The organism is Cytobacillus firmus, from assembly GCF_023657595.1.
Classification (GTDB): domain Bacteria; phylum Bacillota; class Bacilli; order Bacillales; family Cytobacillaceae; genus Cytobacillus; species Cytobacillus firmus_B.
In genome coordinates this window covers 2,321,570-2,334,467 of sequence record NZ_CP098323.1, presented here as the reverse complement: position 1 = coordinate 2,334,467, position 12,898 = coordinate 2,321,570, and the positions used below count along the sequence as shown (strand labels likewise).

Genomic DNA, 12,898 nt, shown 5'->3' with positions numbered 1-12,898 from the left:
TGATGTTTCATCTCCTTTAAACAAAAACTATTGTTAAATAATTCACAAATAATGTGCGTATTTTCACAAAGATGCCAAAAAAATATATAGCTGGGAAAAATGCACACTCTTGAAACACTTATTTAACTTAGTTATCACTGTGTAAATGATATTAACATAAGCAATTGTGAAAAGTTGTGACAAAAGTGAGAAGGAAATTTATGTAAAGTGTTTGGACAGCATTTCATTTTCTGCAAATAGCATTGTTATTGGGTTTTGCGCCTTATATTTAAATCTTGAACAAATTTTGAACTTTTGGTTTTGGTATATTTATTGCCAAGGAACTCTTTATAGGGCTCTTTCTTATTAATTGAAAAATACAGAATAGTACAGTAACATGAAGTAAAAATAATATAGATAGAGACAGGGTGAGGACATGATTGATTTAAGAAGCGATACAGTCACAAAGCCGACTGAAGCTATGAGAAAAGCGGCTTATGAAGCGGAAGTTGGAGATGATGTTTATGGAGAGGATCCTTCAATAAATCAACTGGAGGAGACAGCTGCTGAAGTGCTTGGAAAGGAAGCAGCTCTTTTTGTAACGAGCGGCACACAGGGAAACCAGATCGCCATTTTAACACATTGCCGACCGGGCAATGAAATTATTCTCGAAGCAGAAAGCCATATTTTTTATTATGAAAGCGGAGCTCCTTCTGCTTTTGCCGGCGTTCAGACGAGAACGATAAACGGGTCAAGAGGGGCAATGAATCCCTCGGATGTGGAGTATGCCATTAGGGGAGAGGATCAGCATTTTCCTGAAACAGGCTTGATTTGCCTTGAAAACACGCATAATAGAGCCGGTGGTGCCGTTATACCCATTGATAACATGAAAGAAATTCATACTATCGCAAAAGCAAATAACGTTCCTGTACATATAGATGGCGCAAGATTATTCAATGCCGCAGCAGCACTGAATCTCCCGGCTTCCGAATTAGCAAAGCATTGCAACACTGTCCAGGTATGCCTATCCAAAGGGCTTGGTGCTCCCGTCGGATCCATACTGGCAGGAAATAGAGATTTCATAACAGCCGCCAGAAAATGGCGCAAAAGACTCGGCGGGGGACTCCGCCAGGCAGGCATCCTAGCTGCCCCAGGCCTTATTGCATTAACACAAATGAGAGAACGCCTGGCAGAGGACCATGAAAATGCCCAATACCTTTCACAGCAGCTTGGCCAAATTAATGGCATTGAAATTGTAAACCAGGTGGATACGAATATTATTGTGGCAGATGTGAAAAATCTAAAGATGAATTCATCGGAATTTGTTGAAAGATTAAAAGCTGAAGGAGTTCTTTCAGGAACTTTCGGCCCTAGTTATGTGCGTTTTGTTACGCACTATGATGTGAACAGAAACCAGCTTGAACAGGCCATTACAGCGATTAAAAAAACAGCTGATCAAATCATTTAACCAGATAAAAAACGCATGTCAATCCGGCATGCGTTTTTATTTTTAGAAATAATATCTCTGCAGTGGAGCTGCAGTATAGTGCTGGGAGTGCAAATGACTCGGATGCCAAATGCTGTGATAGGGATATCCTTGTTGAATAGGCTGACACCAGGGCCCATACTGCACCTGGGAATATCCGTTATAATGGGCACCATTCATGCCGGTAATAATATATTGCCTCAAAGAGAATCCTCCTTCTCATCTTTTATAAATAAACTATGCAAAACCTTTTAAAGTGGCCTTTAAGATGAGTGCTCAATTTTCCACCTATAATTTTCGTCTTACTCGGTATGATAAAAAAGTAAAACTTACACTTTTTAAAGGAGAATAAGACCATGTTATTAAAGAAAAACTTTCTTCTTGGTGTTTTCCTTATTCTAACGCTTGCTGCATGTAATAATACTCAGCAGGGCATGGATACAGGGGAATTAACCGGTGATGACCTTAAAGAAATTAGCCAGCCTAATAATGTGAATGTGGACAGAGAAAGACGGGGAGCAGCTCCGCTTGAATTACAAAAAGTAAATAACGGGTACCTTACCATTGATCCCAACTCTTACAGCACTGCAACACCAAGTCAGGATTTCCCTCATAGCCAATTAGCTGATGATGGCGGCATGCCATTATACCAATTTGGAGAGGACAATCAGCAAAATCAGGGAATGGAAGGCGGACAGGCTGAAGGGCGTCAATTTGCTCAGCCGTTTGGACAAGAGAGCCAGCAGCCGCAAGCACAAACCCCTCCACAGGAAGGGCCTGGCCAGGCGCCTCAAGGACAAGGTGAACAGGCACCAGTTGCTCAAAATGATGACATAAACAACTTTGAATCTAAAGTAATCCAATTAACAAATGCAGAACGGGAGAAAAATGGGCTTAATGCATTACAATCAGATAAACCGCTAAGTGGTGTGGCACAGGCGAAATCAAATGATATGCAGCAGAAAAATTACTTTTCCCATACAAGTCCAACTTATGGTTCGCCATTTGACATGATGAGGGATTTTGGAGTCAATTACAGTACCGCAGGCGAAAATATTGCCATGGGGCAGCAGACTCCTGAACAAGTGGTACAAGCATGGATGGAAAGTGAAGGTCATCGGAAAAATATATTAAACGGCACCTTTACGCATATTGGTGTAGGATATACTGATGACGGATCTTATTGGACACAAATGTTCATAGCGAAATAAAGTAAAACTTTAATCAGTGGGGCTCCCCCACTGATTGATAGTTGAGGACCACAGGAAGTGGGTCACAAAGACGTTGTCACAGGACGTGGTCTTAGTCTTTGTCCTTATTTGCCTGTTAGACTGCGAAAAAAGGAAATCGGCGCATTAGCCGATTTCCTTTTTGTTGATAAGAGGTTCAAGCTGAGTTTTTATATCATCAAGCAGTTCATGGATGGTCATTTCTGTATCTGTTTGCCCTTTATCAAGAGCAGATTCCAATAGCTTTGCAAAATCACTAAAGTTAGATTTCATAATAGACACCTTCAAACAGCAATGTATTTTATGACTCTATACCCTGTTAAGATTTTTTAAAACTCACTATATACTATTAACCGGTAAGCTGAGGCGTGAGAAAAATGAACATTCATTCAACCTTCATTTTTGCATAAATGATTGATATCTCGGAAAGCCGGGTATTAAATACTGATAATATTTTCCGGCTGCCCCCATACCTGTCATTTGAACAGCGAATAGTATAGCAGGAAAGAGATTATAAATTATGATTACTGTGTTAAAATGGAGGTCTGGTTATGAGATTGGTGCAAATGGATATTGATCAGCTATTGGAATCTACATCTGAGATTGCCGAAGAAGATCTTGGCTATATGATCAGACAGGTGGAAATTGATCATTTATTAGAGCGTACCCAGGATTGGTAATATATAAAAGAAAACTCCCCTCAGCCAGAAGCTGAGGGGAGTTTTTAGGCCGAAAACGTATCTTCTTGTGAATGAGTCCTTAATCGCAAAGTTCTCCTGGAAGATAGGACTACACCGAGAATCACAATCCCCCCGCCAATTATCTGATACAAATACAATTTTTCATGTGTAAAACACAATGCGAAGATAATAGCGAAAACAGGAAGCAGATTCAGAAAAACCCCCGCTTTGGCTGCTCCGATTATGTGAACTCCAATATTCCAGGAAAGAAAAGCCATAATGGAAGCCAAAAACCCAACATACAGCAAGATCCCTATAGAGGGAAGGGTGAAGACAGGTTTTGCTGCCTGCAGCCACAAATATTCAACCAGGCTTAAGGGTACCAATAGTAAAATGCCAAGAAAAACTGAAATATAAAAAGCAGATAGCAAAGGCAGCACGTCTGCATATTTTTTGCCAATCACAGAATACAAAGCCCACATAAAAACCGCTGCCAAAACGTAAAGATCCCCGGCATTTATTTTCCATGAAAGAAACACTTCAAACGATCCCTTTGAAATGACAAATATAATCCCAAAGACTGACAGGATGATTCCTGCTGCCTGGTGGGCCAAAAGCTTTTCTCTTAATATAAATACGGCTAGAATGGCGATAAAAAGCGGAGTTGTACTATTTACGACTGACGCATTTATAGATGTGGTGTATTGCAGTGCCACATAAATGACTGTATTGTAACCAGCAATACCAGTCACGGCCAAAAGCAAAAGAATCTTCATATGCTTCCTTATAATTTTCCAATCATTTTTTAACTGCTTTGTCATAAAAGGAGTTAAGAGAAGAAAGGCAATGATCCAGCGCATAAGGGAAAAAAGAACAGGCGGAAAATAATCAACACCAATTCTCCCTATAACAAAATTACCTCCCCATATCATATTAGCTAATATCAGCAATAAAAAGCCGTTCGTTTTGTTTCCTTCATCCTGCAATAATGAAAACCTTCTTCCTCTACTGTAATAAATAAAATTTTAACTCTAGCATCAAGAAAATTCATTAATTTCGGAAAAGTTTTTCTTGAAAATTTTGTAACTATTGGAAGATGGAGCGCGTCAACTTACTTAAAAAGGGGTGTCTATTATGAAAAATAAATGGCTTTTTCTTGGCAGTATTACATTAGTCCTTATCATACTGGCGTCTTTTTCATTCTTTAACAAACTAAAAATTGTCAGTACTCTGGCAGGAACTAATGAAGAATTAATTGTTTTAAACAATAAAGTGTGGGAGGTTACGTTTTCAAAAGAACTTAATCCGGCTAGTGTTAACAGTACCTCTGTTTATATTCTGAATGAGGAGGGAGAAAAAGAGCAGGTAAAACTCTCTCTGGGGAACAATAATAAATCCATTGAAATTCAGCCGCCCGATGAAGGGTTTAATCTGTATTCACCGCATTATACATTGGTGATCACAGATGATGTTAAAACAAAGAGAGGACAAAATCTGAATCAATCAGTAAAAACAGCCTTTAAAGTTATAAATACATTGCCGGCAATCGGCTCAAGAGAAAAATTGAACAGTTATTTTTCAAGAATGCTTAAGGAAGAAAGGACTTTCTTTTCCGGAAGGGATATAGCAGTAAGCGAGGAAAGCAGCAGTGCAAAGAGCTCAGAAGATTCTGCAGGAACAGATTTTTCGGGGACAAATGTGCAAGTATCGGGTATTGATGAAGCCGATCTGATAAAAACAGATGGAACCCACATATACAAAATCTCCGAAAATAAAGTCCAGATTATCAAGGCAGTTCCGGCAGATAAAATGGAACTGGAATCTCAATTAACTTTTAATGGAAACTTTTCTCCCTATCAGCTATTTATAGAAGGCAGCCAATTAATCATCTTAGGCCACAGTTATAAAGATGTACCTGAACACATTGGGAAGGCGTCTGCCGAAAAAAAGATTGCACCTGCATTTCAATCCGCCAAAACAATTGTTTATAATATCGAAAATAAACAAAAACCAAAAAAAATTAGAGAGGCAGACATTGAGGGCAGCCTGCTTTCTTCAAGGTTAATGGACGGAAAAGTATATTTAATAACAAGTTATCATCCCGAATATTGGATACTGGAAAAAAATGAAAATGCCGATCTGCGTCCCCGTTATTATGATACTGCCGAGAGTAAAGAGCAGCAAATTGTTGATTACAATGAAATAAAGTATTTTCCCGGTTCTCAAAATGCAAATTATATTAATATAGCTGTATTGGATTTAAATGCCGGCAGGAAGCCATTAGCTGTCACAAGCTACTTAGGCAGCGGAAATGAATTTTACATGTCCAAAAACAATTTATACCTGGCAGCCACCCAATACAATAATGAAATCATCGCGGACAGACCAATGCCGCATCCGGATACGAGCATCTTTAAGTTCAATATAAAAGACGGAAAAGTAGAATTCCAGACATCTGCAGAAATAAAAGGCACCGTTTTAAATCAGTTTTCAATGGATGAGTATAATGGAAACTTCAGAGTCGTGACAACCAAGGGGGAAGCGTGGGATGAACGAACTCCTTCCTCCAATAGCCTTTACATTTTGGATAAGAATTTAAAACAGATTGGCCAGCTTGAAGACCTGGCAAAAGGGGAGAGGATTTACTCTGCAAGGTTTATGAATGACCGGATTTATATGGTTACTTTTAAGGAAACCGATCCTCTCTTTGTTATTGATGGCTCAAATCCGAAAAAACCTTATGTTCTCGGTGAATTAAAAATACCCGGCTTCAGCAATTACCTGCACCCTTTGGATGAAAATCATCTAATTGGCTTTGGTCATGATACAAAGATTAGTGGAGGCAAAGGAGCTGGCAGCCAGCCTGTTATTACAACGGACGGTGTTAAAATATCTTTATTCGATGTAAGTGATACAAGTAATCCTGTTGAAAAGGATACAGAAATAATCGGAGGACGCGGCACCTACTCGCCTTTAAACTACGACCATAAAGCGCTTCTCGTTGATAAAAAGAAAAATCTATATGGTTTCCCCATTTCGATCTATCAGAATAAAGAGGGAAGCCAGTTTGAATCCACTTTCGACTTCCAGGGTGCGTTAGTATACAAAATTACTGTCCAAAACGGAATAGAGCTCCAAAGTGAAATTACCCATCAGACAGAAGAAGCAATCTATGAAGAATGGGAAGATGCAATCGAGAGGCTTATCTATATAGGTGATTACATTTATAGCATTTCACCTCAAAAAGTTGATGCCTATCATATAGATGGGTTCCAAAAAGCAGGAGAACTGAAGTTAAATTAATTTTAGAGAACTGGCCATCCGGCTGGTTCTTTTTCTTAATAACCCTGCAGAAAACATATTGGAAGTGAATTTCCATATTTTTGAATGAACTTGCTATAAATCGGCTATTATAAAGTTTATAGTATATAAATATAATTATAAATGGCTGGTGAGAATATGAACGGCAGCAGTATTCCTAAATTAATATCGTCCGAAATGGCCATGCTCTGGAACACCTATATAGCAGATACAGCAGCAGTCTGCTGCATAAAGCACTATATAAAAACAAATGAAGATCCGGATGTCCTGCCGGTATTGAACTACGCACTTACTATCGCGGAGGATCACATAGACGAAATTGCCTCACTCTTTAATACAGAAGAATTTCCCATACCTGATGGATTTAATGAGCAAGATCTGCACATTGACGCTCCCAAATTATTTTCAGACGTGACCTATCTAAGATTCATGCATCATCTGGGAAGAACTGGATTGAATGCCTATTCACTTGCTAAATCAGTTTCTGCAAGAAAAGACGTTCGCAGCATGTTTAAAAAATACTATGAACAAACCGAAAAACTTTTTGATATGGCAGCTGAGGCCATGCAGGAAAAGGGGATTTTCATTCGATCACCCTATATTGAATATCCTAAAAAGGTAAAGTATGTATCAGACCAACGTTTCCTTGGCGGGATTGCAGGCAAAAAACGGCAGCTTCTGGCAATCGAAATTGCCCATCTAGGAACGAATATCGAGTTATCCAATATTGCCAAAACTATGCTTTTAGCATTCAGCCAGGTAGCTAAAGAAAAAATGATAAGCAATTATTTCAAAAAAGGCTATGACATGAGCCTGGAGCATGTTGAATATTTTCTCAATGTCTTAAAAAATGACGATGTAGCCTATCCAAGCACATGGGATGGGTCCATCACAGATTCAACGATCACACCCTTTTCGGATAAATTAATGATGTTTCTGATCGCAAGTATAACTGCGGTCGGCGTAATGGACTTTGGAATCGCGATCGGTGCAAGCATTAGAAAAGATTTGGCTATCCAGTATGCTAAAATGATGATCAAAGTCGGCAGTTTTGCAGACGACGGAGCAAAAATGATGATTGACAACGGCTGGCTGGAAACGCCGCCTCAATCACTTGATAGAGATGAACTCAGAAAAAAATAGCGGTGAAGCATTCTTTTATAGGGGATGCTTCATTTTTTATGAGTGCCACTTAATAATTGGGGTAATAGAATACTAGCTTACAAAATAAGAAGGAGATGAGACCGAATGCATAAATGGATTCTTTCTTTTACCGCATGCGTAATGCTGTCAGCCTGCAGCGCGGGTGAAGAGAAAAAAGAGGAAGCCGCAAAGAATGAAAACAGTAGCCAGGAATACAATGAAGCCACAAACACAGAAGGGGAAAAGAAGCCGCTCTCTATTGCCGAGCTGGATGACCGGATTGATGAGGGTATGAATATTGATACGTACTCTGCCGAAGTGCAGTCATGGGCTGAAAAGGGTCAGCTGGAAATGGAAGAAACAGTGGTCGTTGAAGATGAAAAAACCTCATCAGCTGATATTCTTCAGCTTGCTGATGGATTTTTAGGAGTGGCATATGACGAGAAAGAAGTTACAGAAGTAAAAATGTTCCAGTCTGCAGAGCATGCAAAAGAATATTTTGAATCACTTTAATGAACACTGGACCTTCTCCAAAGGAAGGTCCAGTTTCATTCTGGGCTGTTTACCATAATCGCTGCAACCTGCATTAATCGATCATAGAAAAGGACAGATGCAGGATTTTGTTCAAGCCCTGTCTCCTGAAAGGCCTCCTTCATACAGGCAAGCCATCTTTGCGCTCTTAATGGTGTAATTTCAAATGGAAGATGTCTTTGTTTCATTGCCGGCGGGCCAAACTCCTGGCTGTAGAGAGGCGGTCCTCCAAGAAATTGTGTAAGAAACATTCTTTGTTTTCGCTTAATATCCTCTATGTCTCCTTCAAAAAGGGGACTTAAAACTGGATCTGCATACACACGCGGATAGAACGCCTCGACAAGTTTTTCAATTGGTTCAGTTCCGCCTATTTCTTCAAAAAGTGTTCTAAAATCGTGCATGATTCTTCACCTGCTTGTAATTCATTATTTTATCGCAGTCTAACGGGCAGTAAGACCCCCACTTCAAGACTCAGAGGAATCAAAGGAGGTTAAGCGGGGATCAAACTGCCCGTAAAGGCCCGATTGGTTCAACTAACAATCAGTGGGGGATAAGGAACACTCTCACTGATTGAAGTTTCACTTTATTGTCATTATATAGAAGATATTCTAGCTGAAATGTGATATAAATCACAGTATAAAATTATTCTTAGACAACCATCCGCCAAAACTTTCATGTTCAAGCATAAAATTTTGATAACTGAAAAGAATGTGAGAAAATTATCCAGTAATCCAATAGTTAAAATGAGGTGAAAGAATGGAAAATTTACAATCAGCTGTATCATTACATAACGGTGTCAAAATGCCTTGGCTTGGTCTTGGTGTTTTCAAAGTTAAGGACGGGGACGAAGTTGTCCATTCAGTTAAATCAGCCCTGAAAGCAGGATATAAAAGCATTGATACAGCAGCAGTCTATCAGAATGAAGAAGGTGTAGGCCAGGCAATCAAGGAAGCAGGCGTACCTCGGGAAGAGCTATTTATTACAACGAAAGTCTGGAATTCTGACCAGGGCTATGATTCTGCAATCAAGGCATTTGAAACCAGTCTTGAAAAGCTTGGTCTTGATTATATTGACCTTTACCTGATTCACTGGCCAGTGAAAGGGAAGTATAAAGAAACATGGAAAGCACTCGAAACTCTTTATAAAGAGAAGAAAGTAAAAGCAATTGGTGTGAGCAACTTCCAGATTCATCACTTGGAAGATCTAATGAAGGATGCCGAGATAAAGCCGATGGTCAATCAGGTGGAGCTTCATCCTTTACTCAGCCAGTCTGAGCTTAGAGACTTCTGCAGAAATCAGGAAATTCAGATAGAAGCATGGTCACCACTCGCACAAGGAGAGCTTCTTGAAAACGCAGTATTGAAGGAAATTGCCCAAAAGTACGGCAAATCGGTTGCACAAGTTATCTTAAGATGGGATCTTCAGAACGGAATTGTTACTATTCCAAAGTCAGTAAAAGAACATCGCATTATTGAAAATGCTGATGTATTTGACTTTGAACTTTCTTCAGATGATATGGACAAAATCAGCAGCTTAAATGAAAATAGACGAGTAGGTCCCGACCCTGACAATTTTGATTTCTAAATAATACAGCAAACCGGCAGGCAAATAGCCTGCCGGTTTCCTTTTACTCCTCAAAATAATCCCGAAATTCTTCTGTATCCGTTTCCGTTTTATTCTTGTAGTAAGGATTATCTTCAGTCGAATTTTTCGGATCAAGATTGGTCTTTATCACAAGTGTCGGCCCCGAAGTATGCCCGGCAATCATCCTATCATCCAATTCTTCGAAGTCCGGCATCTTTTTGCTTCCTGGTTTTATTGGATCCATGGCTGCACCTCCCATTCCATAGCGTGCAATGAGCAGGTACAATTTATTCATTATAGCCTCTTAAGTACGAAAGAATGTTTGCACCTGCGGAAAAAAGGATATTAGTGAAGAAAACTATCTTTGTGTTACATAAAGTGAAACTTCAATCAGTGGGGAGTGCTTTTCTCCCTGCTGATTGTTAGTTGAGGCCCACAGGACAAGGAAGGCTTCGGAGCATGAGCATCGCACGACCAAATGCGACAGCTTTTGGGAGGAAGTGGGTCACAAAGACGTTGCCACAGGACAAGGAAAGCTTCGGCAGCGATACATGGCACGACCGAAAGCGGCAGCTTTTGGGAGGACGTGGCGTTCTTAGTCTTTGTTCGCTTTTCGGCCTTTATGGGCAGTTTGACACCCACTTATCCTCCATTGATTCATCAGAATCTTGATGTGGGGTCATACTGCCCGTTAGACTGCGATAAACCTACCCTGGTTTTTGAAGTGGAGGAAGATAAATGAGTATTTTCGAGAATATTTTAGATATCCTGGAGAAAAAGGGGGCTATATCCATTCCTTCTCTGCTGGATGAAATGAATAGGCCAAGCAATTTTCAGAGAACCGGCGCAAAACCTGTTGAATTAGCACATGTGAAGTCAGTCATCAGCAGGAAAAGAGAGCTTTTCCATATAAAAAACAATATTGTCACGATTGATCCTGATAAAGATCCCATCCTTTTGAGCGTCAGCCTCGGCGGTTATCCGGGGCCATGGTACAAAATTGAAGTGGATTTCATCAATGGGCGTTTTGTTTATTTTGAATGGCATTTAAGTAATTTTTCATCAAGAAATGAGCTGCCGACAAAGTCAGGAAGCATTGAAGAATTTAAAAAAGAATTATACCGGCTGAAACTTTGGAAGTGGCAGAAAGAATACAAAAATCCGGGGATGTTAATGGATAGTGTGACATGGTCCATAAAGCTGGTCACGAAGGAAAATAGTTTTGAGAGTCAGGGGATACAGTCTTTCCCTAATGGCTGGGAAAAGTTTTGCATGGCACTAACGAATCTGACAGGAAAATATATTTGTTAAAAAGCTGCTGCTGAAAAACTGGCTGCAGCTTTTTAGTTTTCTGAAATCATCTTTAGAACAAAATTCTTATCTTCCTCATCAATATACAGGCAATATTCTTCTTCCTCTGTTATATCCAGCAGCTGCTGAAGTTCTTTGGGGATATGGATGGAGCCATTTTCCGAAATAAGTCTTTTATTGTGGGTTGATTCCAAATTGGCTCTTTCAATAATTATCTGATCATGATCGAAGCGAAGATCAGCCAGTTTTCCCGGCAAAAGGCCAAATTGGCTGCGCCACTTGCTGGGAAGAAGAATTTTACCCGTTTTATTGAAATTCTTGCACTTGTACATTGTCAGCATGCTGATCAGCTCCTTCTATGCTTGTTAATCTATTACACATATTGGAACTTTCAAAACACGAATTTCACGCAATATCGAAAAAAATTCATTGGCTCCCGTAAAAAGGATGAATAAAATTCCTCTAAATACAAAACCTTAAAATAAAGGTGGGGTAAGATGAAAAAGAAGCTATATTTGGTGCTGATAATTCTCCTTTCCTGGCTGACTGTTCCATTTATAGGCAAAAAGGATTTTAAGCGATTTTATCCTGCTGCTCTATTTATGGGGTTTTATGTTTTAATAGAAGGGATTATAGCTGAAAAAAACAAATGGTGGACGATTAAGGAAAGATTTCATCCCAAGCTTAGTGGTGAACTGCCATTAGTATTAGGACCTTTTTTTGCAGGGTCTATATGGATATTAAAATTAACCTATAGTAAGCCGTTACTGTATTTACTTCTAAATGGGGTGGTCGATGCCTTTTTCGCCTATCCTTTTTATACTTGGTTCAAAAAGATCGGTATTTGGAAACTTCGGCGCTTTTCACAGATGAAGCTGTTTATGCTGTTTTTGCTGAAGTCAATCTTCATGTATGTTTTCCACCTCATCTTTGTGGATAAAAAAACAATATCCAGGTTAGCGAATGGATCTAAAAAAACCATTATGAACAAGGGAGAGGAGAGATGAAAATGCCAAAAAGAAAAGACGTTTCCTGTACAGATGACAAGGATATACTTCATCATTTAATGGAAGAACAAATTGCTTATATCTGTGTAGAAGAAGAGGAAGAACGGATGAAGGAAGAAACGATGAATAGCGTCAATTGCGATTAGGATACTTACCGGAAAGAGGTTTAAGATGAAGAAATTAATGATCAGCCTTATGGTATTGATGTTCTTATCAGAATTCATTCCCATTCGGGCAATCACTGGAGAAGCCTATGCAGAGAGACCTGAACCAGCCTATGCAAAATGGGGCAGACTTGCTATGCAGACAGCAAAAGAGAAATACCCAAGAGCTAAAATCCTTGACTACCTGCATATCGGCAGAGAAAAGAGACAAACCACAGACATCGAAAGGTTTAAGCTATGGGTAGAGGATGGCGGCAAAGAGTTCGGTCTATACATTGATATTGAATTTGATTCACAAACGGACAGAGTTGTCAGGATTACTACGCGGAAATCAGCTAATTAGCTCACTCAGAAGCAAAGCAGGACTTCACCAAGGTGAAGTCCTGTTTCCTTTTATCGCAGTCTAACGGGCAGTAAGACCCCCACTTCAAGACTCAGAGGAGCCAAAGGAGGATAAGTGGGG

At 39.6% G+C, this 12,898-nt stretch carries 17 protein-coding genes; 11 read left to right on the top strand and 6 right to left on the bottom strand.

The features are described 5' to 3' along the window. Window positions 1-415: 415 nt before the first annotated feature. Window positions 416-1,447, top strand: a complete 1,032-nt coding sequence (gene ltaE, locus NAF01_RS11855) for a low-specificity L-threonine aldolase (RefSeq protein ID WP_250802345.1) — start codon at window positions 416-418, stop codon at window positions 1,445-1,447. A gap of 42 nt (window positions 1,448-1,489) precedes the next feature. Here the strand turns inward: ltaE and NAF01_RS11850 are convergent, their stop codons facing one another. Further along, the gene (locus tag NAF01_RS11850; protein WP_250802344.1) at window positions 1,490-1,669 is read right to left on the bottom strand and encodes a hypothetical protein; all 180 of its coding nucleotides are present in this window, start codon (window positions 1,667-1,669) and stop codon (window positions 1,490-1,492) included. A gap of 152 nt (window positions 1,670-1,821) precedes the next feature. Between NAF01_RS11850 and NAF01_RS11845 the strand changes: the two genes are divergently transcribed. Beyond that, window positions 1,822-2,676 (top strand): CAP domain-containing protein, encoded by an 855-nt coding sequence (locus NAF01_RS11845; protein WP_250802343.1) that lies wholly within the window; start codon window positions 1,822-1,824, stop codon window positions 2,674-2,676. Between the two features lie 144 nt (window positions 2,677-2,820). On the opposite strand, the gene NAF01_RS11840 is transcribed toward NAF01_RS11845, so the two are convergent. Then, a complete protein-coding gene (locus NAF01_RS11840; protein WP_169799728.1) occupies window positions 2,821-2,967 on the bottom strand; it encodes a YwzD family small protein in 147 nt (48 codons plus the stop codon). A gap of 278 nt (window positions 2,968-3,245) precedes the next feature. On the opposite strand from NAF01_RS11840, the gene NAF01_RS24980 reads away from it, so the two are divergent. Further along, complete coding sequence (locus tag NAF01_RS24980; RefSeq protein WP_258750318.1) at window positions 3,246-3,374, top strand: hypothetical protein; 129 nt, start codon at window positions 3,246-3,248, stop codon at window positions 3,372-3,374. Window positions 3,375-3,418: 44 nt separating this feature from the next. On the opposite strand, the gene NAF01_RS11835 is transcribed toward NAF01_RS24980, so the two are convergent. Then, complete coding sequence (locus tag NAF01_RS11835) at window positions 3,419-4,360, bottom strand: DMT family transporter (RefSeq protein ID WP_250802342.1); 942 nt, start codon at window positions 4,358-4,360, stop codon at window positions 3,419-3,421. A gap of 148 nt (window positions 4,361-4,508) precedes the next feature. Between NAF01_RS11835 and NAF01_RS11830 the strand changes: the two genes are divergently transcribed. The 3 genes from NAF01_RS11830 to NAF01_RS11820 all read left to right on the top strand — a co-directional run bounded on the left by NAF01_RS11830 (window position 4,509) and on the right by NAF01_RS11820 (window position 8,351). Next, window positions 4,509-6,677 (top strand): beta-propeller domain-containing protein, encoded by a 2,169-nt coding sequence (locus NAF01_RS11830; protein WP_250802341.1) that lies wholly within the window; start codon window positions 4,509-4,511, stop codon window positions 6,675-6,677. Window positions 6,678-6,833: 156 nt separating this feature from the next. After that, entirely contained in the window at window positions 6,834-7,838 is a 1,005-nt protein-coding gene (locus NAF01_RS11825; protein WP_048011955.1) for a DUF3231 family protein, read from the top strand. 105 nt (window positions 7,839-7,943) lie between these two features. Continuing rightward, window positions 7,944-8,351 (top strand): hypothetical protein, encoded by a 408-nt coding sequence (locus tag NAF01_RS11820; RefSeq protein WP_048011956.1) that lies wholly within the window; start codon window positions 7,944-7,946, stop codon window positions 8,349-8,351. Window positions 8,352-8,386: 35 nt separating this feature from the next. Here NAF01_RS11820 and NAF01_RS11815 read toward each other — a convergent pair whose 3' ends face one another. Beyond that, the gene (locus tag NAF01_RS11815; RefSeq protein ID WP_048011957.1) at window positions 8,387-8,770 is read right to left on the bottom strand and encodes a globin domain-containing protein; all 384 of its coding nucleotides are present in this window, start codon (window positions 8,768-8,770) and stop codon (window positions 8,387-8,389) included. A gap of 355 nt (window positions 8,771-9,125) precedes the next feature. On the opposite strand from NAF01_RS11815, the gene NAF01_RS11810 reads away from it, so the two are divergent. Beyond that, a complete protein-coding gene (locus NAF01_RS11810) occupies window positions 9,126-9,953 on the top strand; it encodes an aldo/keto reductase (RefSeq protein ID WP_250802340.1) in 828 nt (275 codons plus the stop codon). Between the two features lie 43 nt (window positions 9,954-9,996). Here the strand turns inward: NAF01_RS11810 and NAF01_RS11805 are convergent, their stop codons facing one another. After that, window positions 9,997-10,197 (bottom strand): hypothetical protein, encoded by a 201-nt coding sequence (locus NAF01_RS11805; RefSeq protein ID WP_197207875.1) that lies wholly within the window; start codon window positions 10,195-10,197, stop codon window positions 9,997-9,999. 494 nt (window positions 10,198-10,691) lie between these two features. Here NAF01_RS11805 and NAF01_RS11800 point away from each other — a divergent pair, with 494 nt between their 5' ends. Then, window positions 10,692-11,264: a hypothetical protein gene (locus tag NAF01_RS11800; protein ID WP_048008295.1), complete on the top strand. Its 573-nt coding sequence runs from the start codon at window positions 10,692-10,694 to the stop codon at window positions 11,262-11,264. A gap of 32 nt (window positions 11,265-11,296) precedes the next feature. Here the strand turns inward: NAF01_RS11800 and NAF01_RS11795 are convergent, their stop codons facing one another. Further along, window positions 11,297-11,605 (bottom strand): hypothetical protein, encoded by a 309-nt coding sequence (locus NAF01_RS11795; protein ID WP_048008296.1) that lies wholly within the window; start codon window positions 11,603-11,605, stop codon window positions 11,297-11,299. A gap of 156 nt (window positions 11,606-11,761) precedes the next feature. Here NAF01_RS11795 and NAF01_RS11790 point away from each other — a divergent pair, with 156 nt between their 5' ends. From NAF01_RS11790 to NAF01_RS11780, 3 genes are read left to right on the top strand one after another with little or no spacing between them, the layout of a single operon-like run. Continuing rightward, entirely contained in the window at window positions 11,762-12,271 is a 510-nt protein-coding gene (locus tag NAF01_RS11790) for a hypothetical protein (RefSeq protein ID WP_250802339.1), read from the top strand. A gap of 2 nt (window positions 12,272-12,273) precedes the next feature. Continuing rightward, the gene (locus NAF01_RS11785) at window positions 12,274-12,417 is read left to right on the top strand and encodes a hypothetical protein (RefSeq protein WP_197245822.1); all 144 of its coding nucleotides are present in this window, start codon (window positions 12,274-12,276) and stop codon (window positions 12,415-12,417) included. A 25-nt stretch (window positions 12,418-12,442) separates the two neighbouring features. Beyond that, entirely contained in the window at window positions 12,443-12,778 is a 336-nt protein-coding gene (locus NAF01_RS11780) for a DUF3889 domain-containing protein (protein WP_250802338.1), read from the top strand. Window positions 12,779-12,898: the final 120 nt, after the last annotated feature.

What these genes read in the sequence shown, in the direction of transcription:
- NAF01_RS11785 (WP_197245822.1), top strand. Translation starts at nt 12,274, where the DNA reads ATGCCAAAAAGAAAAGACGTTTCCTGTACAGATGACAAGGATATACTT.
- NAF01_RS11805 (WP_197207875.1), bottom strand. Translation starts at nt 10,197, where the DNA reads ATGGATCCAATAAAACCAGGAAGCAAAAAGATGCCGGACTTCGAAGAA.
- NAF01_RS11820 (WP_048011956.1), top strand. Translation starts at nt 7,944, where the DNA reads ATGCATAAATGGATTCTTTCTTTTACCGCATGCGTAATGCTGTCAGCC.
- NAF01_RS11840 (WP_169799728.1), bottom strand. Translation starts at nt 2,967, where the DNA reads ATGAAATCTAACTTTAGTGATTTTGCAAAGCTATTGGAATCTGCTCTT.
- NAF01_RS11825 (WP_048011955.1), top strand. Translation starts at nt 6,834, where the DNA reads ATGAACGGCAGCAGTATTCCTAAATTAATATCGTCCGAAATGGCCATG.
- NAF01_RS11790 (WP_250802339.1), top strand. Translation starts at nt 11,762, where the DNA reads ATGAAAAAGAAGCTATATTTGGTGCTGATAATTCTCCTTTCCTGGCTG.
- NAF01_RS11815 (WP_048011957.1), bottom strand. Translation starts at nt 8,770, where the DNA reads ATGCACGATTTTAGAACACTTTTTGAAGAAATAGGCGGAACTGAACCA.
- NAF01_RS11795 (WP_048008296.1), bottom strand. Translation starts at nt 11,605, where the DNA reads ATGCTGACAATGTACAAGTGCAAGAATTTCAATAAAACGGGTAAAATT.
- ltaE (WP_250802345.1), top strand. Translation starts at nt 416, where the DNA reads ATGATTGATTTAAGAAGCGATACAGTCACAAAGCCGACTGAAGCTATG.
- NAF01_RS11830 (WP_250802341.1), top strand. Translation starts at nt 4,509, where the DNA reads ATGAAAAATAAATGGCTTTTTCTTGGCAGTATTACATTAGTCCTTATC.
- NAF01_RS24980 (WP_258750318.1), top strand. Translation starts at nt 3,246, where the DNA reads ATGAGATTGGTGCAAATGGATATTGATCAGCTATTGGAATCTACATCT.
- NAF01_RS11800 (WP_048008295.1), top strand. Translation starts at nt 10,692, where the DNA reads ATGAGTATTTTCGAGAATATTTTAGATATCCTGGAGAAAAAGGGGGCT.
- NAF01_RS11845 (WP_250802343.1), top strand. Translation starts at nt 1,822, where the DNA reads ATGTTATTAAAGAAAAACTTTCTTCTTGGTGTTTTCCTTATTCTAACG.
- NAF01_RS11780 (WP_250802338.1), top strand. Translation starts at nt 12,443, where the DNA reads ATGAAGAAATTAATGATCAGCCTTATGGTATTGATGTTCTTATCAGAA.
- NAF01_RS11810 (WP_250802340.1), top strand. Translation starts at nt 9,126, where the DNA reads ATGGAAAATTTACAATCAGCTGTATCATTACATAACGGTGTCAAAATG.